Below are 23,396 nucleotides of genomic sequence, written 5' to 3'. Positions count from 1 at the left end.
CGTCACTTGAAAACCGGAAACCCCGCGCCAGGCCGCAGCTCGGTGGGTGGCTCGATGTTGAACGAGCTGGACTTGCCGATCTGATACGGCCCGTAGGCGATCGGGATGACGGTCAGCAGCAGCACCTCGTCATCATCTTTCCGCGCCTTGTCGACGTGGACGACGGCGGCGCAGTTGGGGCTTTTGCTGACTTCCAGGATGTCACCGGTCTTGAACTTCCGGGCGGCCGCTTCATCTACCGTGGGAAAGACATACTCGATGACCACCGGGTAGGGTGACTCCGCGGTGAACTCGTCCGGCTTGACCAGCGCCTGGGCACGGATGACGACGCCGGGGCTGAAAAAGTCATTCCCGGTGAGCGCCCGCACCCCGTCGATCTGATACCTGCCCTCGATATAGGTGAGAAGAAGCGGCTTTTCGAAGTTCGTGAGGTAGTTCCGCATCAACAGGCCGTTCACCCGCGCGCGCTCCTCCGGACTTCCGCCGAAGAACCTTTTGTAAAGCTCCTGCGGCCCCCTTGCGGTTCCGTTGGGAACATCGAGGACCACATAGCGTTTCAGTTCCGGCGCACGCTTCAGCTTCCGGAGGATCTCATAGTTCTGTGGAACCTCGGGGTTCTGGAAGATGTAGAGGCACACGAACCAACTGACCAACGCGAAACACAGCGCGAGCAGGTTCGCCAGCAACCACCAGAAATAGGCCGGCTTGGAGGGAGGGGGCGCTTTGATTGTCCGTGGCACGGGCGGGGAAAGCGTCAGTTGCTGCCACAGGCTTCACCATCCGGCACGGCATGGGCTCCGGGTGGCTCGCTGGCGATCTCGAAGGAGGTTCCGCAGCCACAGGACCGGGCCGCCTGGGGGTTGTTCACCTTGAAGCCCGCATCGCTCAGATCATCGGAGAAATCGATCTCACAGCCGTTCAGGCGTTCGATGCTGTCCGCCGCGACGATCACGCGGGCCTGGTCTTTCTCCACCACCAGATCCCCCTCCTCCGGCATACCCACGTTCATTTCATACTGCCAGCCCGCGCAGCCGCCACGGCGCACGGCCAGCCTGAGCCCGGCTTCCGGTGCTGCCGCCTTGCGGGTGAGCAAGGCCCCGAGTTCAGCCGCCGCTTTGTCAGTGAGAGTGATCATGGTCCGCCACGAATCTGCCGTGGAACCAGACGATTGGAAATGAAAACGTAGGCGGTGATATGAAAAATCCCTCGCAAACCTAGGGAAGGTCCGCTTGAATGTTCTCCTGTGACGGTGCCCGTGCATCCGAGATTGCGTGAAATTATTCCTTGACGCTCCCCGATGCCACCTTTTCATTCCGCCCCGCAAGCGCGCATGCCGGGTTTGCCCTATAATGGATGAGGTATATCCATTTTTCCAGACTCCCTGAGCATTTCCATATGTCCAAACCAAAACCTTCTTCCGACAAGTCGAGCGAAAAGCCAAAGCCGAAAGCAAAGGCAGCGCCGGCCGAGAAGACCAAGGTGAAAGCCGCAGGCGCAGCCGCCAAGGCGCAACCCGCCGCGAAAGCGGCGCCAGCCCCTGCGAAAAAGCCCGCCAAAGCCGCTCCAGCCGCCCCTGAACCGAAAGCGTCCGCCAAGAAACCTGCCGCGGCCCCCGCCAAGACCAAGAAAAAGGAAGAGGTCGTGGAGGTTGTCGAACAGCCGAAGGTTTCCAAAAAGGACAACAAGCGCCGCATCGACACTCCTGAGATCCAGGAGAAGATCCGCGAACTCATCAAGCTGGCCAAGGAGCAGGAATACCTGACCTACGACGACATCAACGAAGTCCTGCCGAACGACCTGGTCGATCCGGACGACGTCGAGGCGATCATGGACCGGCTCCGCAACATGGAGTTCGACATCATCGATGCCTCCGAAGTGGACCGCTACAAGGACAAGAAGCGGGACGAAGGTGGTGATGACGAGGAGGACAGCAAGACCGACCAGAAGCTCGATATCCTGGACGACCCCGTCCGGATGTATCTGAAGCAGATGGGCCAGGTGCCTCTCCTCACCCGCGAGCAGGAAGTTGAAATTTCCAAGCGCATCGAGGATGCGGAGATCGAGGTGGCCCGCCACCTGCACCTCTTCGGCTTCACCGCGGAATCCTACCTGGAACTGGCCGACAAGCTCAACAAGGGCAAGGAGCGCTTCGACCGCGTCATCCTCGACAAGAAGATCGAGTCCCGGGAGCGCTACATGAAGGGCCTGCCCAAGCTGTGCGAACACCTGAAGCAGCTCCACCAGGAGAACGATGACATTTTCCGCCAGCTCTCCGTCAAAGCTCCGCGTGGCAAGAAGAAGCTCGAGGAGGACTTTGCCAAGAACCTCCAGACCCTCAACCGCCTTTACACCCGCTTCTACTACAAGCAGAAGGTCGTCGAGGACTTCTGCGAGCAGGTCGATGACTACATGCAGAAGTTCTGGAAGTACGGCCGCAAGCTGGCGACCGATCCGGAGGACAAGGAGTTCCAGACCAAGATGCGGGAAATCCAGCAACGCTCCTGGCACACCACCGAGTCCTTCGAGGCCGCGAACAAGCTGCTGAAGCACTGGCTCAAGGAAGCGCTCAAGGCGAAGACGGAAATGGTGGAGGCCAACCTGCGCCTGGTCATTTCCATCGCCAAGAAATACACCAACCGCGGCCTCTCCTTCCTCGACCTCATCCAGGAAGGCAACATGGGCCTGATGAAAGCGGTCGAGAAATTCGAATACCGCCGGGGCTACAAATTCTCCACCTACGCCACGTGGTGGATCCGCCAGGCCATCACCCGCTCCATCGCGGACCAGGCCCGGACCATCCGGATCCCGGTCCACATGATCGAGACGATCAACAAGCTGATGCGCGTGCAGAAGCAGCTCGTCCAGGAATACGGCCGCGAACCTTCCCCGGAGGAAATCGCCGAGGAAATCCACCTTCCCGTCGAGCGGGTCCGCGCCGTGCTCAAGATGGCGCAGCAACCAATCTCCCTACAGGCACCGGTCGGCGACTCGGACGACACCTCCTTCGGTGACTTCATCGAAGACAAGGCCGCCGACAACCCGATGGAGGAAGCCGGTTTCTCGATGCTCAAGGACAAGATCAAGGACGTCCTCGACACCCTGACCGAGCGCGAGCGCGAGGTGTTGGAGCAACGCTTCGGCCTCAAGGACGGCTACAGCCGCACGCTCGAGGAAGTCGGCCGCCAGTTCCAGGTCACCCGCGAGCGGATCCGCCAGATCGAGGCGAAGGCCCTCCGGAAAATGCGCCACCCCACCCGGATCCGGAAACTGGAAGGCTTCATCGAACTCCCGGGAGCCTGATGAGGTGGGACACTCCTGTCCCACCCGTCCACAACCAACCAAAGAAGGAGGACACTCGTCCTCCTTTTTCATTTCAGCCTCACATGGAAATCCAGGAAGAGTTCACCAAAATCGAGTCGATCTTCGTCCGCCACCGCAATGCCCTGCTGGTGCGCGGACAGTTCACGCCCATCTACACGGACTACTACCTGCATCTGATGCAGCATGGCATCCGCCATGGGGAGGAAATCGACCAGATGCTGAAGGACGCGCTGGCGGTCCTGACGCTCCATCTGGTGGCCCGTCCATGGGCGGAAACCATCGCCTGGACAGCGAACCTCCGCGCCCCGCGGATCAACCTCTTCGTCACCGGGGGATCCGTCGCGGAAGCCATCACCGGCAGGGTCTTCACGGAAGACGTGCGGGAGCCGGACCGGAACCTGTTCTATGCGCAGACCACCACCCTCCAGGGCGCGGAACCCCGCGTTTCCACCATGGAGGTGGAGGGGCGTGATCCCGTCGCCTGGGTGTCCCAATATTACGACCAGTCCGAACAGCGGCCGGCAAGGGCCTTCCGGCTCGATGACGAGAACTTCGTCCTCATCGCCGCCCAACCGGACTGCGACCTGGAATGGCTGGCCGGACTGGATGAGGACGCCGTCGCGGTCATCGAACAGACGGAAGAACTGAATCCGCTGGAGAACCGCCGGTTCCGTTTCCACTGCGGTTGTACGCTCGACAAGATCCTGCCGATCCTCGGGAGCTGGCGCGAACGCCCGGACGAACTGTTCGAGGGTTCCCATGAAATCACCCTCCAATGTCCCCGTTGCGCGGCCAGATATGTGGTCACGCGGGACATGCTCTGATCCATGATGCCGGGGAGGAATTTCCATCACTCCGAATTCACGGATGCCCGCCGTCTTGCCGATCTCAAGACGGCGCCAATCAGCGTGTGCATCCCCACGCTGGATGAGGAGAACACCATCGGCAGGATTGTTTCAACGATCCGCCGCGAGTTGATGGAATCCGTCCCACTGGTGGACGAACTGCTGGTGATCGACTCCGGTTCGACCGACGGCACCCGGGAGGCCGCAGCCGGCGCCGGTGCCACGGTCCACCTTTCGGCGGACATCGCCGCAGGGCATGGGACCCATCGGGGAAAAGGAGAGAACCTGTGGAAAGCGCTGTTCGCCGCAAAGGGGGATCTCATCTGCTATGTGGACGGGGACATTTCCAACTTCCACGCAGGCTTTGTCACCGGCCTGCTCGGCCCCCTGCTCTGCCACCCCGGGATCCGCTACGTGAAGGCGCACTATGAACGGCCGCTCACCAACGGAGGGGATTTCCACCGGACCGGAGGAGGACGGGTTTCAGAGATTCTCGTCCGTCCCCTGCTTTCGCTGTTCTACCCGGAACTGACCGCCATCTTCCAACCGCTCTCCGGCGAGTACGCCGCACGACGCTCCCTGCTGGAGCAACTGGCCTTCCCCACCGGCTACGGGGTGGAAATCGCACATCTCATCGACCTCCACGGAATGGGGGCGCTGGATGCCGTCGCCCAGGTGGATCTCGACCAACGCATCCACCGCAACCGGGGGGATCTGGAACTGGGCAGAATGTCGTTCTCGATCCTCCGGACCATCTTCCACCGGCTGGAACGGGATGGAAAGGTCACCGTCCATCACGCCTTGGAAGAGCTTCACCGCACCTGGACCCACGACTCCGGGGAAGCGGTGGGACTTGAAACCCGGATCGCCGAGCCGGAGCGGCCACCGATCATTTCACTGTAGCAAAGATCTACCGCAAAGTCGCAGAGGCCGCCAAGGTATGCGGAGGAGCAAACTGGATTTCTTCTCCTCTTTCCTGAAAACACCGTTGCGAAGCAACTGAGACGAACAGGAAAACTGAATCATCTGAGTCAAAACACTGGAAACTTCTCCTCCTTTGTTCGCCAATGCCGCCGGTGGACAGGAATGGAAGCGAAGCGGACATGGCGGCACTGCCGCAATGTCCACCCTCCTTACTGCAGCTCCTTGATGCGCTGGCGGCACCAGGCGAGGCTATCCTGATACTCCTCACTCTTTGGCCGGGATTCCAACAACCGCTCCCAGAGCGATGCGGATTCCGTGAATGCCCCGATCGCTTCTTCCTTTTTGCCTGCGAGCTGCAGCGCATGCCCCAGATCCCCCAGCAGGTAGCCGGAGGATCTCTGGATCTTCTCCATCGGAGGGCCGCCGGGATTCTTGTCCGCCTCCAGGCGCGTCATCAACCCGTGCGCCCTCCGGATCAGCTCCACCTCCTCTTCGCGTTTCCCGCCCATGCCCACCATTTTGCCCTTCTGCCACCAAAGCAGCGCCAATCGGTATCCGGCCAGCGTGTTTTCCGGGTGTGAGGCATAAAGCCCCTCGAGGATCCGTAGCGCCTCATCGAACGCCTTGAGCGCGGCTTCCGTTTCCCCTTTGTCCCGCATGAGACCCGCTTTCAGCCCGATCTGCGATGCCAGCCTGGCACCCGCCTCCACCAGATCCGGTTGCTCGCGCAGCAGTTCCTCCAGAATACGGATTGCTTCGGTTGACCGGGTTTCGGCTTCGGCGGTATCTCCTGAAAACAAGGCGGACTCAGCCATCAGGCCGTAGCACCCAGCCAGATCGAGCCTCAGCCCGGGATCCTTCGGGTTTTCCTTCAGCATCTTCGCGATCTCCTGGGCGGCCAGCATCTGGGTTTCCCATGCGTCACCGAGATTTCCCATGCCCTCGAGGATGGTCGCCGAAGAAAGATAACAGGTGGCCAGAACCGACCGGAGCACCACGGCATCCGGCCTCTCCTCCGCCAGCCGGTTCAGGCTCTGGGTTGCTGACATGAGCTGGTTGAGGGCCTTGCCCGTGTCCCCGCGGGCGGCGATCACATTCGCTTCATGGAAATCCAAGATGGCCATCAGTTGCTGGAGGCGGTCGGTGTCGACTTCCTCCTTGCGGACTTCCCCCAGCGCTTTCCTGGCGGCCTTGAATGCCCCCTCCATCCTTGGGTCGTTGTTTGATTTCAACAACAGCGCCAGCAAAAGACGACTCGTCGCCATCCGGAACCGCAGTTCCTCGTCAGCAGGGTTGTCCTTCCATACTTCCAGGACCTCCTTGAGCCGCGATATCGCTTTCTCGGCGTCCCCCGCCGCGAGCGAGATTTCCGCAAGCTGGAGTTTGATCCGCGCACTCTCGTCCGCCAGTTCCGGCACCTGCCCGATCCGCACGAGAAAGTCCTCGAAGTATTTCTCGAGCGATTTCAGCCGCTCCAGACGGCCGTCCAGAGGCGGCAGCTTGCGATGCCCTTTTTCCATCGCCCATGCGAACAGCCTGTCACCGATGAGCCGGGATGCCTCCAACCGGGCAATCCCGATATTCCTTTCATAGTCGAGGGCGCGTGTCGCTTCGCCTGCCGTTTTCTCAGCCGCAGCTTTTGCGGCGACCGCTGCCTCCGTCGTGGAGCGCAGCTCCGCCGTATCGTCCACGCGGCCCTTCTTCTCCGCATCCCGTTGGTTCGACGCAAGTTGCCAGAGTGCCCCGAGGACGAGGCAGGCTCCGCCAACCAGACACGCGGTGACACACCACCGGGAAGCCTTTCTTTCCGCTCCGCGGATCCGGTCGAGCATCGCGTCCCGCTCGATATCCCCGGCGAGCCTGCGCTCCCCGGCCTCGAAGCCTGCCAGCACCTCCGCCATGGAAGATGGCCGCATGGCCGGGTCCAGATGCAGGCAACGGTCGATCCATTCCCGCCTGCTCTCCTCCTCCTTGTCCGCAGGCGGCGACGGCCAGGAAAAGTCCGGATGGAGTTCGAGATTCTTCGCGATCTTCGGCAGATCCGCATGGATCCCCTCCCGGCGTGTCTCGCCCTGCGGCGGCGCCACCTTGATGAAGGTGTCATTGCAACGGGGGTACTCGCCCGTCGTCAGGCGGAATGCCAGCACTCCGAAAGCGAAGACATCCCACCGGTAGCCCGCCTCCTCCAGGTAGCCGCCCGGATCCCGCAGTTGTTCCGGCGGTTGGTAGAGAAGCGCGTCCGTGAACTCCAGATGGGACACTCCGGGCATGTTGCCCAGCGCCCAGTCCGAAAGCAGGACATTGCCGTTCTGATCAAAGAAAATGTTCCCGGGCTTCAGATTGCCATGGGCCACCCGCTTCCCGTGCATGGCTGCCAGCGCACGCCCCACCGCCATCAGGAGATTCCAGGGATCCTCCCCTGGAAACCGGTCCACACGGTACTGCAGCGAGCGCGGCTTGAGAGCACCATCCGCATCCGTATCCGCCAGCAGGGGCATCACCACCATCGCCGGGCGCCCCTCCAGTTCGCTGGAAATGATCGGCACCACGCCCTCCGGCCACCCATCCTGGATCAGGCGACCCAACATGGAGGAAAGGAGGTTCCGGCGGATGGCCATTCCTTCGAAATATTTCACCGCCACCTGCTTGCCGCCGGCATCTTCAGCCGAGCAAACCGAACCACACCCTCCCGGGCCAATCAGCCCGATGACGTTCAACTCCCCGGTATCCTGCGCACCCATCGATTTTTTATCTAGCGGGTTGACGCCTTTCCGCAACCCCGAACGAGCCACCCGGACTCCTAAAAAATAATTTCACGTTGTATGAAATTTATCCCAACTCCCTGCTGTAAAGCTTTTGTCGCCTTCCAACCCAACCTCACTTTATGAAGCACGTCTGCCCAGGCAATCCACTCGAGCGCTATTCCTCCCGCCGGGAGTTCTTCTACGTCGGACTTCTCGGAGGCCTCGGCCTCACGCTTCCGCAGTTCCTCAGGGACCGCGCTTTCGGCGACACTAAAACCTATGCTCTCCGTGAGCCGGTTGCCCAGGGAATCATCCACATCTTCCTTCCCGGAGGTCTCGCCCACCAGGAATCCTTCGATCCCAAGCCACTCGCCCCCGCCGAATACCGGGGCCCCTTCGGTGCCATCAACACGAAACTCCCCGGCGTCCAGTTCGGAGAGAAGATGACCGAAATGGCGAAAATCGCGGACAAACTCACCATCATCCGGTCGATGTCCCACGGTGAGGCCGCCCACGAGCGCGGCACCCACAACATGTTCACCGGCTACCGCCCTTCCCCGGCTCTGGAGTATCCATCGTTCGGATCGGTCATTTCGCACGAACTCGGTTCCCGGAACGACCTGCCACCCTACGTCTGCGTGCCGTCCGTCCCCAACGAATATGCGGGCTCCGGCTACCTTTCCTCCGCCTACGGTCCGTTCGCACTCGGCTCCGACCCGGGGAACGCGAACTTCCAGGTCAGGGACCTCAATCTCCCGACCGGGGTGGATGACAAGCGCTTCAGCCGCCGCCGCACCCTGCTGGACACGGTGGACCATCATTTCCGCACCCTTGAGGAGTCCGACGCGCTCGACTCCATGGATGCCTTCTACCAGCACGCCTACAAGCTCATCTCATCCCAGAAAGCCCGGGAGGCGTTCAACCTCGCGGCCGAGACGGACGCCATGAAGGACAAGTATGGCAAGAATGCGGCCGGCCAGCGCATGCTGCTCGCCCGCCGCCTGATCGAAGGTGGTGTCCGCATGGTTTCCCTCACCGCAGGCGGCTGGGATCACCACGACAACATCAAGAACGGCATGGACAACAACATGCCGAGCGTGGACAAGGCCATCGCCGCCCTCATCAACGACCTCGACGAACGCGGGATGCTGGACACCACCCTGGTCATGGTGACCTCCGAGTTCGGCCGCACGCCGAAGATCAACAACACCGCAGGTCGGGACCACTGGCCGCGGGTCTTCTCCACCGTCCTCGCGGGCGGCGGCATGAAGCGCGGCTACGTCCACGGTTCCTCCGACGCCCTTGGTGGCGAGCCGGAGACCGACAAAGTGGGCGTGGAGGATCTCGCCACCACCATCTACAACCAGATCGGCATCACCGCGGACAAGGAACTGATGTCTCCCGGCAACCGCCCGATCGAGATTGTGGACGGAGGTCACGTGCTCGACTCCCTCCTTTCCAAGAAAGCGTAACGTTTTCCCAGCCGTGAAACTCGCCCTCACCAGCCTCTTTGCATTCACTGCGGCGGCTTCGGCCGGCTTTTCCCCCGTGCTCAGCGGCATCCTCCCCCGCGGAGGACAGCGTGGCACGGAAATGGAAGTCATCTTCGCCGGCCAACGCATCGGGGATGTGCAGGAAATCCTTTGTTATGAACCGGGGATCACCATCTCCGACCTCAAATCGAAGGACGACAACAACGTCACCGCGAAAGTGACCATCGCACCGGACGCGAGGTTGGGCGAGTATTCCATGCGCCTCCGGACGGCTGGCGGGCTTTCCATCCTCAAGTCGTTCTATGTCGGACAGTTCCCGGCGGTCGAGGAGGTCGAACCGAACAACAATTTCGACCAGCCCCAGAAGATCGAACTGAACAAGACCATCAATGGCGTTGTGAAGTCGGAGGACGAGGACTTCTTCCTCGTTTCCCTCAAGAAAGGCCAGCGCATCTCCGTCGAGGTGGAGGGGATGCGGTTGGGCCGGACCCTCTTCGACACCTATGTGGCCATTCTGGATCCAAAGCGGTTCGAGATTGCGGCCAGCGATGACACCGCCCTCCTGAAGGCGGATTCCTTCGTTTCCGCCATCGCGCCGGAGGATGGCGACTACCGGGTGGTCGTCCGTGAGTCGGCCTACGAAGGCAGCGATGCCTGCCAATACCGCCTCCACATCGGGACCTTCCCCCGTCCGACCGCGGTCTATCCGCTGGGAGGCAAGCCGGGGGAAACCCTGGAGTTCAACTTTGTCGGGGACCCTTCCGGTGTCATCAAGAAGTCCGTCACCCTTCCGGCGAACGCTGTGTCCCCGTTCCCCATCTTCCCGGAACACGATGGACTCATGTCCCCCTCCCCTCATTGGATCACCGTATCCCCGCTCGAACATGTGGCGGAAAGCGGGGCGAACCAGGAGTTGAAAGCCGCCGTGGCGATGCCGCCCATCCCGAGCGCCGCCCATGGCGTGCTCTCCGAACCACAGAAGTCGGATTGGTTCAAGTTCGCGGCCAAGAAGGGTGACGCCCTCGTCCTCCAGGTTGTCGCCCGGGAACTGAGATCTCCCGTGGATTCCGTCCTGAGCCTTTACAATTCCGAAGGCAAGAAACTCGCCGGCAATGACGACAGCGGCGGAACCCCCGACAGCAAGCTGCCCTGGGCCTGCCAGGCGGATGGCGAATATTTCATCGAGATTTCCGACCAACTGAAACGCGGCGGAGCCGACTTCAGCTACCGGGTTGAAGTCGTCCGCAAAACGGAATCCATCACCGCGTCCCTGCCGACGGTCGAGCGGAACAACAGCCAGAAATGGAAGACCATTTCCGTGGCGAAGGGCAACCGTTATGCTGCGGTGGTCAACGTCGCCAAGCAGAACATCGCCTGTGACGTCCTCTTTGAAGCAGCCTCGCTTCCACCGGGCATCACCATGCACCGGCCTCCGGTTCCGAAGAACGTCACCAGCTTCCCGGTGATTTTCGAAGCCGCCGCGGACGCCCCCCTCGGTTCCGCGTTCACCACGTTCAAGGTGAGTTCCACCGGCGAAAACGTGCCGGCGGTCTCCGGCCCGCTGCTGGACACCATCGCCCACATCGAGATCAACAACCAAGGCACCTATCACGGGGTGACCCTCGACAAAGTTGCCACCGCCGTGGTCAACGAGATGCCCTTCAAACTGGAACTCGAGACCCCGGCGGCGCCATTGGTGAAGGACGGGATCATCAAGCTGAAGGTCACCGTCGCCCGCGCGGCGGACTACAAGGAACCCATCTCCGTCAGATTTCTGTGGAACCCACCGGGCATCAGCGCCCCGGTGAACGTGGAAATCCCCGGGGACAAGTCCGAAGCAATCTATGAACTGAATGCGAGCGCCGAGGCCGCAGCCGGAGATTGGCCGGTATGCGTCCTGGCCGAAGCGAAGGCTGCCGCCGGTCCGGTGCTGATTTCCTCCGGCTTCGCCACCCTCAAGGTTTCCGACCCGATGGTCGCCCTGGCCTTTGACTTGGCCGCCACCGAACAAGGCCGCCCGGTTTCGATGGTAGGCAAGATCGACAAACAGCAGGATTTCGAGGGCAACGCCACCGTCGAACTGGTGGGCCTGCCCCATGGAGTGAAATGCCCTCCCCAGACTTTCACGAAAGACCAGACGGAAGTGACCTTCCCGCTTGAGATCGCGGTGGATGCGGCCGTGGGCAAGCACAACGCCATCTTCTGCAAGGTGAACGTGCCGGTGAACGGCCAGATGGTGATCCACCAGACCGCCAAAGGAAGCACCCTCCGCATCGACAAGCCCGCCGCCCCGGTGGTGGCGAAGGCAGACGCTCAGAAGCCTGCGGCTGCCGCTCCCGCACCGGCGGCCGGGGAGAAGCCCCTCTCCCGTCTGGAGCAGTTGCGCCAGAAGAGCCAGTGATCACCACGCACTCAGCCCTTGAGCAGGGACTGTGTGCCGTCGATGTAGATCTCAGTCCCTGAAATATGGTTTGAGGCGTCGGAGACGAGGAACCAGGCCAACTGGGCCACCTGCCCGGCGGTTCCCGGACCTCCACCCGTCAGAGGCACCTCCCCGGCTGGGTATTCCGCAGCCGGGCGGATGGATTCCAAGCCACGTTCATCCGTCGAATCGTCGATGTCCGTCTCGATGCTGCCCGGGCAGATGACATTGACGCGGATGTGATCTTTCGCGAACTCCAGCGCGGTCATCTTCGCAAAGGCGGTCTGACCGGCTTTCGAGCAGGAGTACGCGGTTGCCCCGGTATTGCTGAACATCCGGTTGCCATTGACCGAGGAGACGATCACCACCGACCCACCCCGCTTTTTCAACATGGGATAGGCTCCCCTCACTGTCAGAAAGGTGCCGGTGAGGTTGATTCCCAGCGTTTCATTCCACTCCTCCAAGGTGATCTCCGCAAGCGGAGCCCACGTCCCGTTGATACCGGCGTTGGCCACCACGATCTGCAATCCATCCCACTCCGCGGCGATCCCATCGAAGACCCCCTTCATAGCCCCTTCATCCGCAACGTCCGCGGTAAACATCAGGTGCCCTGACCCGGCGCCGCCGATCTCATTCCAGACTTTCCGGATATCCTCTTCCGTCCTCGCCAGGAGGGCGACTTTCGCTCCGGCATGGGCCAGCAGCTTGGCGGTGGCCCTGCCGATGCCCGAACCCGCGCCGGTCACCAGAGCCGTCTTTCCTTTCAGGGTATCTCCCGCGACTTTCATACCACCTCACGCGCAGGCGACGTACCAGTTACGGAACAACGCAACGCCGGGAGATACAGGCCTCCGGGGATGCCTGTCCCCATGCACCGTGCAACCACCACCGGCAATCTGCACCGGCATGAAAATCATCACCCAGGTTGATGAAAAAGCGTGAGTCTGACGGCTTCTGTGCTGAAATTGATAGAAAGCCCATGAAAGCGACATTGCTGCCTCCGAAAAACCCCACTTACTGCGCCCCAATCACATCCAACCGGGAGCTTGGGAGCTGCCTGATCGCGAACATCCCGATGCGCGACCTCCTCTCCACGGAGCTGGTCCGGGCGGGTTTCGAGATGATTTCCCCCAAGGACGCCTGCCCGCGGACCATCCGCATCCCCATCGACACCTGGATCGAAATCGGCGCGTTGATGATCCTCGCCCGCAATCCTGGAGCCGCGAAGTTATGTGATTCCGACGGAGCCATCCTGGCATGGAAAGGAAATGAGGATCCCGAGCAGGTGACTGACAAGATCGTCACGGATGCGGATTGCTTCCCGGTGGTCTATCCTTGGGATCTGCTGCGCATGCACGAGGAAGTGCTGGCCATGATGGATGAAACCTCCCTGCTGGGTGATGTCAGCCCGCTCGCCACCCTCACCGGTGTGGTCCGGCTGGGCAAAGGTTCACGCATCCTTCCCGGCACGGTCATCGAAGGTCCCGTCCTTATCGGACCAAACAGCCAGATCGGACCGAATGCCTACATCCGTGGCGCCACCAGCATCGGTGCCAACTGTTTTGTGGGGAACGGTGCGGAGGTGAAAAATTCCATTATATACAATAACACCTATATCTCACGACAATGTTACGTTGGTGATTCCATTGTTGGCACCCATGTCACATTGGGGGCGGGGACCGCCACGGAGAACCACCGTCATGACGGCCGCCAGCATGTCTCCACCATCCATGGAAAACCCATCAACACCGGCAGGCTCAAGCTTGGAGCCATGATCGGAGACGGGGTGAAGACCGGCGTGAACACGTCCATCGCGGCCGGGGTGAAGATCAGCGTGGCCCGCACAACCCTCCCGGGAACCTACGTTTCCCAGGACTTGATGTGACCGATTTGTCACATTACCCCATTTCTCATGAGCGCAGATGCCCCGCTACAAATCGTCCCGATGCACAAGATATTGGTCGTCGAGGACGAAAGGGACATCGCGGATCTGATCGGGTTCAATCTCCAGAGAAACGGATTCGAGGTACTGAAAGCCCATGACGGGATCGCCGGCACGGAAATCGCGCTCAAGGAGCGTCCGGCCCTGATCATCCTGGACCTGATGCTGCCGGGCCGTGACGGCTACGCCGTCTTCCGGGAACTGCGGAGGGATACCCGGACGGTGAATACCCCGGTCATCATGCTGACGGCGAGAGCCCAGACGGAGGACCGGATCCAGGGACTGGAAGTCGGCGCGGACGACTACCTGACGAAACCTTTCAGCCCGAAGGAACTCATGCTCCGGGTGCAGGCCATCCTCAAACGCTCGGAAGCCCCTCCAGGGGCCGTGGATTTCACCTACGGCCCGTTCCGTTTCGACAAGAACGCCTTGAAATTCTACCTGGATGGAGAACCGGTTGACCTGACCTCCACGGAATTCAAGCTGCTCCTTTACCTCTGCGAGCGCTCCGGCAAGCCGCAGGACCGCAATGATCTGCTCAGAACCGTCTGGGGCTACAGCGACGAGGTCCACAGCCGGACGCTGGACACCCACATGAAGCGGCTCCGGCAAAAGCTCGGGGACCACGGAGCATGGATTGAAACTGTCCGGGGCGTCGGTTATTGCATGGCCGCCGCCGAACGATGAATCACCCCGCCACCATCCTTTTCATCGCCGGCGCTTTTGCAGCGCTGGTCTTCATCATCATCCGCTTGAGAATTTCACAAGCAGCCTACCAACGCGAAGTCGATGGCTGGAAAGCCCGCCTCCAGGCGGATCTCGACCAAGCCCGGGGAGAGCGCGACCGCCTGCTGAACGCTCTGGGCGACGCCGTCTTCCTGATCGACAAGGAGTCGGTCATCCGTTTCGCGAACAAGTCCGCATCCGCGATGTTCGGCGGCAGGGAACTGGTCGGACGGCCGGTCCGGGAGGCGTTCCTCGATCCCCGGTTGTCCCAACCCCTGTTCCTCTGCCTGGAATCCGGGGAACCCGTGCAGTCCCAGGTGGTGCTGAGCCAGCAGACCTCTCCACGGGGTGATCAGGAAACCCGCGGCGTCAACGCATGGGTCATCGATGCCGCTCCGCTCGTGGTTTCAAAGGACGAGATGCCGGTCATCCGGGTGGTGATCCGGGATGTGACCGCGGAGCACCAGTTGGAGCAGATCCGGAAGGACTTCGTCGCGAATGCCTCCCACGAGCTGCGCACGCCTCTGGCGATCATCAACGGCTATCTCGAGAACCTGATCGAGGATGACATGCTTTCGGAACCGGCGATGGCCCGCCGTTTCCTGGAGATCATGCGGAAGCACACGGAGCGGATCTCACGCATCGTGGAGGACATGCTGGTCATTTCCCGGCTGGAGTCGGGAGAGGCCAATGCGCTCAAGATCGAACCATTCAAGCTCCGTTCCTGCATCAGTGACATCCTCGAGCGGCTGGAGTCTGTCATCCGCGAGCACTCCGCCACGGTGAACGTCAATCTCGCGGATCCGGAGGTGGTTCTCCACGGCGACCGCTTTTATTTCACTCAGGTGCTTTTCAATCTGGTGGAGAACGCGCTCAAACAGAACCCGCGGCCCGGGCTCCAGATCGCCATCGGATCGAGGAATGCCAACGACAAGATCGAGATCTGGGTTTCCGACAGCGGGGTCGGCATCCCCAGCGCGGATCTTCCCCACATTTTCCGCCGCTTCTACCGCGTGGAGAAACACCACTCTCAGCAGGAAATCAAGGGAACGGGGCTGGGGCTCTCCATCGTCAAACGCGCGATCGAAGCGCACCATGGCACCGTCGGGGTGACTTCAACTCCCGGGAAGGAAACGAAATTCCTCATCACCCTTCCCCTCGCCCATTGACCGGCGGGGATTTCCCCGGAGAATGTCCGGGTGAGCGTTCCCCGCAAGATCGGCCTCTTCGGTGGCACCTTCGACCCCGTCCACCTCGGGCATGTCCATCTGGCGGATCTCGCCCGCAGGACGGTGGGGCTGGATGAGATCAGGTTCATCCCGTGCCAGATCTCACCGCACAAGACCGGCACCCATCCCGCAAGTCCCGCCGATCGGCTGGAAATGCTGGAACTCGCCACCGCGGATCTGCCGTGGGCCGTGGTGGACGACATCGAACTGACCGGCGTGGGGCCGAATTTTTCCTATCTCACCGCGGAACGGCTGCACGCCAGGTTCCCGGACGACCGCCTGTTCTGGATCATGGGCGGTGACCAGTGGGCCGCCCTGCCCACCTGGAAGCATCCGGAAAAACTCGCTGCAGTGGTCGAATTCATCGTGCTCGCGCGGAATGACCGTCCGGCACCGCGCGAGGGCTACCGCATGCATCTGGTGACCGGAGAGCACCCCGCATCCTCGACCGCAATCCGCCAGGGAAAAAGGGATCACCTCCACCCTGTCGTGCGCGATTTCATCGACCTCAGGCTGCTCTATCCCGGTCCTGTCCGGTCAGACCCATCCACCAGAGGATGACCAGGGAGAGCAGCACGGCGGCCAAACCCACGTGTACCACCTGCACCCATTGGTAGATGTGGACTTGGGACATCACCATGCCGAGGACCATCTGGATGAGGACGATGCCCATGGCAGCCTTTTCCACGCGCCCCGCTCCACCATCACGGAACCGCCCGCTCATCCAGTAGGCCCAGATGGACGCCGCCAGCACCGCCCAGGAAAAGCTGCGGTGGAACAGATACACCCACGCCTGCTCCAGTTCGTCGATCCACAGATCGCGCGCCTGGCCAACGTGGGCTTTCGCCATTTCATCGGTGATCTCCCGGATCTGGGAGCCGATCATCCCTTCCGCCGCGACCACCAGCACGAGGATGGTCACGGACCATTTCACCCACCCGGCACCGCCTTTGAGCCGGATCCTCCACGGGGTATCCGTCCCCCGCCACGCGCAGTAGGTGAGGGTCGCCAGCATCACCATCGCCAACGCGAGGTGGGTGGTGATGATGACCGGCTTCAGGCGTGATGACACCACCATTGCTCCGACCAAAGCGTTCACGATCACCAGCATGAGGGAGGCGAAGGCCATCCAGAACACCAAGGGCCGCTTCTTCCGCTGCCAGAAAGCCGCCACAAAGGTGGCAATGGTGAAGATGGAAACAGGGGTGGCGGAAAGCCGGTTGAGATACTCCGTCCACGCGTGTGTGACGTTGAACTCGGCATGGAGGCTTTCGACCGTGACCGACGTCGGATCGAGCCCCTGCTTCTCCGCCGCGCGGCGGAATTTCTCCATCGGCAGCTTGTCAAAATCGATCTCATCCGCAGAGGCGGGAGGCACCAGCTTCCCCCAGCAGCGCGGCCAGTCCGGACACCCCAGCCCGGCCCCCGTGACCCGGACGACCGCGCCGACACAGATCAGAGCCATCAGAGATACCAGCGCCGCAGTCGCCAGTTTTTGAAACCGAGTCATCCCCATGCGGCGAAGATGCTTTCCCGGACAAACGGATTTCCAGAGAAAAGCGTCATCTGCGGGAGAAGTTTCCGCAACCCCCTTGCAATAGCGGTCCATTTGCGACACTTTGCCGCCGTGCGGGGATCCCCATTGCTACGCTCCATTATCATCCTGCTGCTGCTCATCGCGTCGGCGGCGGTCCTGGTGCGCCTCACCGCCACACGGACACCTGCGCCGACCGCCCGCCAGGAGCAGGCCGCCGAGAGCAAACCCACGGACCAGAGACTTCCCTACCGCCTGACCTTTTCGGCGGAAACGGCGGAGGTGAAGCTTTCCGCAGGTGACCAGCCCCCCGTCAGCGAGCTGTCCGGTATTCTCGAAGCAGCCCCACAAGCTCCACTTTTCCTGAGCGTCCGCTGGAAATCCCCCGCAGCCGCCGGTGAACACCGTTTCGCGAAACTGGTTCTGGAACCCGCCGGCAGGCCCACCATCACCCATGTCTTCGACGCCGAGGGCGACATCGACGACGTCTTCGAACTCCCCTGAGATGAGCCACGAACACCATTCCTGCTGCGCCCATCACAGCCATCACCATGAGCTGGAGATCAAGGAGCTGTCCGTCTCCTACCGGCGGGTCGTGGCGTTGGAGGACATTTCGCTGGCAACCTCCTGCGGCAACCGCGTGGCCCTCATCGGTCCGAACGGAGCAGGAAAATCCACCTTGTTGAAAGCCATCGCCGGACTGGTTCCACGGACCGGCGGCACCATCAGTTGGCGTGGTTCCCATGTCCGCAAGTGGTCGCGCGAATTCGCCTACCTTCCCCAACGGGAGGAAGTGGACTGGGCATTTCCCATCACCGTCCGGGGCTTGGTCGAAATGGGCCGCTATCCCCAGACCGGCTGGTGGAAGCGTTTCAGCGCACAGGACCAACAGGCGGTGGATGCCGCCCTGCACTCCCTCGCTCTGGACGATCTCCAGCACCGCCAAATCCGCGAGCTTTCCGGAGGCCAGCAGCAGCGCGCGTTCCTGGCCCGTGCGCTCGCCCAGGAAGCCCACGTGCTGCTGCTGGATGAACCGTTCACCGGCCTGGACCGGAATGCCGCGCAGTTGCTGGGCACCCTGCTCGAACGGCTGGCCAAGGAAGGCCGCCTGGTCATTGCCTCCCACCATGACATGAACACGGTGCCCCTGCTCTTCGACGAGGCACTGGTGCTCAACCGCAGTTCCATCGCCTTCGGCCCGGTCGGGGAAATCCTGACGCCCACCCTCATTTCCGAAACCTTCGCGGCCTGAACCCGGACACCATGCCCGAGCTTCTCACCAATCCTTTCTTCCAGCGGGCGCTTGCCGCCGCCGCGTTCATCGGCTTCACCAACGGCTTCTTCAGCGGCATCGTCATCCTCCGGCGCAATGCCCTCTCCGTTTCCGCCCTTTCCCACACCATGCTGCCGGGGATCGCGCTGGGGATCTTTGTCACGGGGGCGCTCAGCCAGTGGAATGCCTTCCTCGGCGCGCTGTTCGCCGCATTGCTGGTTGGCCTGGGATCAGTCGCCGTCTCACGGGGAAACCGGGTGGGACAAGGCACCGCGCTGGCGGTCCTCTACACCACCGCCTTCGCGGGAGGCATCGCCCTGCTGCCAAAACTGGATACCCGGCAGGAGCTGGAGCATTGGCTGTTCGGGGACATCATCGCCGTCGGCAACTCGGACCTTTGGATCGCCTTCGGCATCGGTGCCGTGATCCTGTTCCTCACCAACCTGCTGATGCGGCCCATCCTGCTGACCCTGTTCGAGCCGAATGTGGCGGCGGCGCAGGGGGTGCACGTGCGGTTCATCCAGTATCTCGTCTTCGCCCTGCTGGTGCTGGCGCTGGTTTCCTCCCTGCAGGCGGTGGGCTGCGTGCTTTCCGTCGGGCTGCTGGTCACCCCGGCGGCGACGGTTTCCCTGTTCACGGACAAGACCTCCGCCCTGTTCTGGGGCGGCGGCGTGCTGGGCTGCGTCGGCTCAGTCGGCGCGGTTCTGGCCTCCGGAGTCCTCGGCATCAGCCCCGGACCTGCCATCGTCATCGTCCTCGGCGGACTGTTCGTCCTCGCCTACCTGCTCAGCCCGAAATACGGCCTCCTGGCGTGGAAAGCACGCTGACGCACTTGCACTGAACCCATCATTCACCTACCCATTTGTCCGATGAAACGCCGACTCGCCCTCTCCACCCTGCTGTTCGTTCCGCTGTTCGCCCATTGCCAACCGGCAAAGGAAACCCCGGCCGCTGAGAAACCCGCCGCCGCGGCGGTGGCGAACACCAAGGTCCGGCTCAAGACCACCCTCGGTGACATCGTCATCGAACTCAACGGGGAAAAGGCCCCCATTTCGACCGAGAACTTCCTCTCCTACGTCAAGAAGAAGCACTACGACGGCACCGTGTTCCATCGTGTGATCGATGATTTCATGATCCAGGGCGGCGGCTTCGCCGTCGATGGAGGCACTCTCGTCCAGAAGCCCGTGGCCGCCCCCATCCAGAACGAAGGTCAGAACGGACTGAAGAACGACCGCGGCACCATCGCGATGGCGCGCACCAGCAATCCCAACAGCGCGACCGCCCAGTTTTTCATCAACGTCTCCGACAACGCCGGGCTGAACTACCCGAGCAATGGTGGCTACGCCGTATTCGGCAAGGTCGTGGACGGCATGACCGTGGTGGACAAGATCAAGGCGGTTGAAACGTCGAACGCCGGCATGCACCAGAACGTGCCCGTCAAGCCGGTGGTCATCGAGAGCGCCACCGTCGTGGAGTGATCCCAGGCTTTTCCCCACCTCCCGCATGCAACTCTGGCTCTGCCCCCTGCTGGCATTCCTCCTTGGCTCCATCCCCTTCGGCCTTCTCATCGCGAAGGCCAAGGGCATCGACATCCGCCAGCACGGCTCCGGCAACATCGGGGCCACCAACGTGCTGCGGGTGGTCGGGAAGAAATATGGCATCACCTGCCTGATCCTGGACGCCCTCAAGGGACTTATCCCGACCATCATCGGGATTTCACTCATCCGCTTCGCCGGGATGAAAAATCCAATGATGATCTCCGCGCTGGATCCCTTCTCCGCGGAATTTCCCATGCTGACCGCCCAGGTGATGCAGGTGATCACCGGCCTCTGCGCCATCCTCGGCCACAATTACTCCCCGTGGGTTGGCTTCAAGGGAGGCAAGGGAATCGCCACCTCGGCAGGTGTGCTCATCGCGATGATGCCAGCCGCCATCGTGATCCTGCTCATCGTCTGGCTGCTGGTGTTCCTCATCTCCCGCTACGTTTCACTCGCCAGCATCGTCACGGCGGCGGTTCTGCCGTTGATCACCCTCTGGGGCTCCTGGTTCCATGGCAAGATCCAGAACGGCACGTGGAACAAGCCGCTGTTCGTCTTCACCATCATCATCGCGGTTCTCGCCATCTGGAAGCACCGGAGCAACATCCAGCGCCTCCGCCAGGGCACGGAGAACCGCTTCCAGCGCAAACCCAAGCCGGGCCATGTCTGAGACCCGTTTCCGCTCCATCGCCATCCTCGGCTCCGGGTCATTCGGCACGGGCATCGCCAAGCTGCTTTCGCCGAAGGTGGAATCCATCGTCCTCATCGGCCGGGATGCGGGTGCGGCGGAAACCATCAACCGGGAACACCGGAACCCGCACTACCTGCCGGACATCGTGCTGCCGGAAAATGTGACCGCTTCCTCCGATCCGGCGGATGCACTGGCCCATCCCCTTCTCATCTTCGTCGTCCCGACTTCCGCCACGCGGGCGACGGCCCTGAACCTGTCGGAGCTGGGCCTCCCGCAGGACCGGGTGCTGCTGTCATGCGCCAAGGGCATCGAGAAACAAACCGGCGACCGCATGAGCGAGGTCCTGCGTGAGGTTTTCCCATCCAACCCGGTGGCCGCGCTTTCCGGCCCGAACCACGCGGAGGAAATCGCCGCGGGCATGGCCACGTGCGCGGTGATCGGCAGCGAAGACCCGCAACTGGCGCTCTCCCTGCAGGACCTTTTCACCCTGCCCCATTTCCGTTCCTACACCAGCGACGACCTGCCCGGCATCGAGATCGGCGGAGCGGTGAAGAACATCTACGCCATCGCCGCCGGGATGGCCCACGGTCTGGGACTGGGGGACAACGCGGTGGCCGCCCTGGTCACCCGCGCGCTGGCGGAGATGACCCGCCTGGGCACCGCGCTCGGCGGACGGACGGAGACCTTTTCCGGACTCTCCGGTGTGGGCGACCTCATCGTCACCTGTTTCTCCAGCCACTCCAGAAACCACCGGGTGGGACTGGCTCTCGGATCCGGCAAGACCTTGGACGAAGCCGTGAAATCACTCGGCATGGTCGCCGAGGGCGTTCCGAACACCCTCTCCATCCATGAGGCCGCCCGCCGTGCGAACGTCCGCACGCCGATCATCGACGCGGTCTATGCCATCCTCTACGAGGGCAAACCCGCCCCTCTGGCGATGAAGGAACTGCTCTCCCGCGATCCGCGCCCCGAATGCGGCTGATCCCCTTTCCTTTTCCTTCCCCACCCACAAGCCAATGGAATTGCTCAAAACCGCGCTCGATTTTCTCCTCCATCTCCAGGACCACCTCAACCAGTTCACCCGGGACTACGGCTCCCTGGTCTATGGCCTCCTTTTCCTCATTGTATTCGCGGAGACCGGCCTCGTCGTCACCCCCTTCCTGCCGGGTGACTCCCTCCTTTTCGCCGTCGGCGCGCTGGCGGCGGATGAGGCTTCCGGCCTGAACATCTGGATCGCCGCCGGCCTCCTGCTGGTCGCCGCCATCCTCGGTGACACCGTGAACTACTGGATCGGCCGGAAGTGCGGTGCCTGGGCCATCCGCACCTTCCCGCGCTTCATCAAGCAAAGCCACATCGACAAGACTTCCGAGTTCTTCGTCCGCTATGGTGGCAAGACCATCATCATCGCCCGCTTCGTCCCGATCGTCCGCACCTTCGCCCCCTTCGTCGCCGGATCCGGTGCCATGGACTACAAGCGGTTCATGTACTTCAACGTCGTGGGTGCCCTGCTGTGGGTCGGGCTTCTGCTCCCGGCGGGCTTCTTCTTCGGACAGATTCCGGTCGTGAAGGAGAACTTCGAGATCGTGGTGCTCGGCATCATCGGATTCTCCCTGCTGCCGATGGTCTATGAAATCGCCGCGGCGAAGCTCCGCAACCGGAAGACGCCGCCGGTTTCGCTGGACTGATTCCACTTCTGTTCGACGCCAGCCACCATCCGACTATCTTGCCCGGTCATGCGCGCCTTCATCATCCAGTCCCTTCTCGTTTCCGCCGCGCTCGCCCAGGATGCCGTCATCGACGGCTGGCTGGAAAGACAGGCCACCATCACCTCCCTGGATGCCGGTTTCACCCAGCAGCGGAAGCTTCCTTCGCTGAAAGAACCGGTGACCACGCCGGGACGCATTTCTTTCGCCAAGCCGGACAAGTTCCGCTGGCAGCTCGGCGAGCCGATGCAGACGCTGGCGGTGTCCGATGGGATCACTCTCACCCTCATCGAGGAGTCTGAAAAGTCCGCCCGCCAGATTTCCAAGGACGCTCCGCAGGCCGCTCGTTTTTCGCTCCTTTCCGGCAAGGCATTCGAAAGCAAGGAGGCGTTCTACGGGAGCTTTGAGATCATCGAGAGCCGGGTCACCGCCGGGATCCATCAGTTCACGCTGAAACCGAAGGACCGGCGCATGCGCTCGAATGTGCCATGGGTCTTCATCGACATTGATCCCGTGAAGAAGGAACTGCGGGCGATGGAACTGGAGATGCAGGACAAGTCCCGCGTGCGCACCGTCTTCGAAAACCCGCGGTTCAATACCAAGCTGCCTGATTCATTCTTCAAGCCGGACCTGACCGGCTACAAGGTGAAGTGAGGATCAGGGGGCTTCCGGAGCGCCTTCTTGATCCTCGGTGGGCTCGAAGAAGGTGGCGCGGCCGGAAGAGGGAGTCTCCGAGGAGGAGGGCCGGGAGAAGGCCGGTGTGACATCCGAGGTTTTCGTGGGGCCCACAGGCTTCACCCGCGGGCTTTTCCCCTGTTCGGCTGACTTCGCGCTTTCCGTGTTGGCTGGCACCGCCGCTTTCGACTGTCCGCCTTTCAAGACCCACACCGCTGCCAGCACGAGCAGGACGGCGATGAGCAAGGCGGAAGTCCCGGAATGATTGCTCCTCTTCACAATGACCACGATTGATTCATCGGCAGGCCCGGGCACGGGCGGTTGAGGGCGTTTGCT

At 61.9% G+C, this 23,396-nt stretch carries 23 protein-coding genes; 18 read left to right on the top strand and 5 right to left on the bottom strand.

What is annotated here, in order from left to right; translation table 11 throughout:
- Positions 1-2: 2 nt before the first annotated feature.
- Both OVA24_RS11745 and OVA24_RS11740 read right to left on the bottom strand, forming a co-directional pair.
- Positions 3-740, bottom strand: coding sequence for a hypothetical protein (locus tag OVA24_RS11745; protein ID WP_267669992.1), 738 nt, complete (start codon positions 738-740; stop codon positions 3-5).
- 14 nt (positions 741-754) lie between these two features.
- On the bottom strand, positions 755-1,135 hold the full coding sequence (locus tag OVA24_RS11740; RefSeq protein WP_267669991.1) for a HesB/IscA family protein: 381 nt from the start codon (positions 1,133-1,135) through the stop codon (positions 755-757).
- 260 nt (positions 1,136-1,395) lie between these two features.
- Here OVA24_RS11740 and rpoD point away from each other — a divergent pair, with 260 nt between their 5' ends.
- From rpoD to OVA24_RS11720, 3 genes are all read left to right on the top strand, one after another.
- Positions 1,396-3,300 carry an RNA polymerase sigma factor RpoD gene (gene rpoD, locus OVA24_RS21350; protein ID WP_324287857.1) on the top strand — a complete coding sequence of 635 codons (1,905 nt, stop codon included), beginning with the start codon at positions 1,396-1,398 and terminating at the stop codon, positions 3,298-3,300.
- 83 nt (positions 3,301-3,383) lie between these two features.
- Positions 3,384-4,145, top strand: coding sequence for an Hsp33 family molecular chaperone HslO (locus OVA24_RS11725; RefSeq protein ID WP_267669990.1), 762 nt, complete (start codon positions 3,384-3,386; stop codon positions 4,143-4,145).
- Between the two features lie 3 nt (positions 4,146-4,148).
- Positions 4,149-5,069 (top strand): glucosyl-3-phosphoglycerate synthase, encoded by a 921-nt coding sequence (locus tag OVA24_RS11720; protein WP_324287856.1) that lies wholly within the window; start codon positions 4,149-4,151, stop codon positions 5,067-5,069.
- Positions 5,070-5,299: 230 nt separating this feature from the next.
- On the opposite strand, the gene OVA24_RS11715 is transcribed toward OVA24_RS11720, so the two are convergent.
- Positions 5,300-7,831, bottom strand: coding sequence for a protein kinase domain-containing protein (locus tag OVA24_RS11715; RefSeq protein ID WP_267669989.1), 2,532 nt, complete (start codon positions 7,829-7,831; stop codon positions 5,300-5,302).
- Positions 7,832-7,974: 143 nt separating this feature from the next.
- Between OVA24_RS11715 and OVA24_RS11710 the strand changes: the two genes are divergently transcribed.
- The gene (locus tag OVA24_RS11710; protein WP_267669987.1) at positions 7,975-9,306 is read left to right on the top strand and encodes a DUF1501 domain-containing protein; all 1,332 of its coding nucleotides are present in this window, start codon (positions 7,975-7,977) and stop codon (positions 9,304-9,306) included.
- Between the two features lie 13 nt (positions 9,307-9,319).
- Positions 9,320-11,728: a PPC domain-containing protein gene (locus OVA24_RS11705; protein WP_267669986.1), complete on the top strand. Its 2,409-nt coding sequence runs from the start codon at positions 9,320-9,322 to the stop codon at positions 11,726-11,728.
- Between the two features lie 11 nt (positions 11,729-11,739).
- On the opposite strand, the gene OVA24_RS11700 is transcribed toward OVA24_RS11705, so the two are convergent.
- On the bottom strand, positions 11,740-12,537 hold the full coding sequence (locus tag OVA24_RS11700) for an SDR family oxidoreductase (RefSeq protein WP_267669985.1): 798 nt from the start codon (positions 12,535-12,537) through the stop codon (positions 11,740-11,742).
- Between the two features lie 191 nt (positions 12,538-12,728).
- Here OVA24_RS11700 and OVA24_RS11695 point away from each other — a divergent pair, with 191 nt between their 5' ends.
- From OVA24_RS11695 to nadD, 4 genes are read left to right on the top strand one after another with little or no spacing between them, the layout of a single operon-like run.
- Positions 12,729-13,634 (top strand): hypothetical protein, encoded by a 906-nt coding sequence (locus tag OVA24_RS11695; RefSeq protein WP_267669984.1) that lies wholly within the window; start codon positions 12,729-12,731, stop codon positions 13,632-13,634.
- Positions 13,635-13,694: 60 nt separating this feature from the next.
- Positions 13,695-14,378, top strand: a complete 684-nt coding sequence (locus OVA24_RS11690) for a response regulator transcription factor (RefSeq protein WP_267669983.1) — start codon at positions 13,695-13,697, stop codon at positions 14,376-14,378.
- Positions 14,375-15,586: a sensor histidine kinase gene (locus tag OVA24_RS11685; protein WP_267669982.1), complete on the top strand. Its 1,212-nt coding sequence runs from the start codon at positions 14,375-14,377 to the stop codon at positions 15,584-15,586. Before OVA24_RS11690 ends, OVA24_RS11685 begins: the two co-directional genes overlap by 4 nt.
- Before the next feature lie 30 nt (positions 15,587-15,616).
- Entirely contained in the window at positions 15,617-16,207 is a 591-nt protein-coding gene (nadD, locus tag OVA24_RS11680; protein ID WP_267669981.1) for a nicotinate (nicotinamide) nucleotide adenylyltransferase, read from the top strand.
- Here the strand turns inward: nadD and OVA24_RS11675 are convergent.
- Positions 16,155-17,156 carry a COX15/CtaA family protein gene (locus OVA24_RS11675; protein ID WP_267669980.1) on the bottom strand — a complete coding sequence of 334 codons (1,002 nt, stop codon included), beginning with the start codon at positions 17,154-17,156 and terminating at the stop codon, positions 16,155-16,157. The genes nadD and OVA24_RS11675 overlap by 53 nt on opposite strands.
- A gap of 132 nt (positions 17,157-17,288) precedes the next feature.
- On the opposite strand from OVA24_RS11675, the gene OVA24_RS11670 reads away from it, so the two are divergent.
- Genes OVA24_RS11670 through OVA24_RS11630 form a run of 9 tightly spaced genes read left to right on the top strand, consistent with a single transcriptional unit; the run spans position 17,289 to position 23,325 of the window.
- Complete coding sequence (locus tag OVA24_RS11670) at positions 17,289-17,684, top strand: hypothetical protein (RefSeq protein WP_267669979.1); 396 nt, start codon at positions 17,289-17,291, stop codon at positions 17,682-17,684.
- On the top strand, positions 17,635-18,432 hold the full coding sequence (locus OVA24_RS11665; protein WP_267669978.1) for a metal ABC transporter ATP-binding protein: 798 nt from the start codon (positions 17,635-17,637) through the stop codon (positions 18,430-18,432). Before OVA24_RS11670 ends, OVA24_RS11665 begins: the two co-directional genes overlap by 50 nt.
- A gap of 11 nt (positions 18,433-18,443) precedes the next feature.
- Entirely contained in the window at positions 18,444-19,280 is an 837-nt protein-coding gene (locus OVA24_RS11660; RefSeq protein WP_267669977.1) for a metal ABC transporter permease, read from the top strand.
- 42 nt (positions 19,281-19,322) lie between these two features.
- A complete protein-coding gene (locus OVA24_RS11655; RefSeq protein WP_267669976.1) occupies positions 19,323-19,931 on the top strand; it encodes a peptidylprolyl isomerase in 609 nt (202 codons plus the stop codon).
- 25 nt (positions 19,932-19,956) lie between these two features.
- Entirely contained in the window at positions 19,957-20,661 is a 705-nt protein-coding gene (gene plsY, locus OVA24_RS11650) for a glycerol-3-phosphate 1-O-acyltransferase PlsY (RefSeq protein WP_267669975.1), read from the top strand.
- Positions 20,654-21,664, top strand: coding sequence for an NAD(P)H-dependent glycerol-3-phosphate dehydrogenase (locus OVA24_RS11645; protein WP_267669974.1), 1,011 nt, complete (start codon positions 20,654-20,656; stop codon positions 21,662-21,664). The genes plsY and OVA24_RS11645 overlap by 8 nt, the downstream gene beginning before the upstream one ends.
- 34 nt (positions 21,665-21,698) lie before the next feature.
- A complete protein-coding gene (locus OVA24_RS11640; RefSeq protein WP_267669973.1) occupies positions 21,699-22,367 on the top strand; it encodes a DedA family protein in 669 nt (222 codons plus the stop codon).
- A 48-nt stretch (positions 22,368-22,415) separates the two neighbouring features.
- Positions 22,416-23,039, top strand: coding sequence for a LolA family protein (locus OVA24_RS11635; protein WP_267669972.1), 624 nt, complete (start codon positions 22,416-22,418; stop codon positions 23,037-23,039).
- Positions 23,040-23,076: 37 nt separating this feature from the next.
- On the top strand, positions 23,077-23,325 hold the full coding sequence (locus OVA24_RS11630; protein WP_267669971.1) for a hypothetical protein: 249 nt from the start codon (positions 23,077-23,079) through the stop codon (positions 23,323-23,325).
- The last annotated feature ends 71 nt before the right edge of the window (positions 23,326-23,396 follow it).

It is taken from the genome of Luteolibacter sp. SL250 (assembly GCF_026625605.1).
In the GTDB taxonomy this organism is placed as follows: Bacteria; Verrucomicrobiota; Verrucomicrobiia; order Verrucomicrobiales; family Akkermansiaceae; genus Luteolibacter.
The sequence above is the reverse complement of the archived record's forward strand: the minus strand, read 5'-3'. Positions and strand labels throughout refer to the sequence as shown.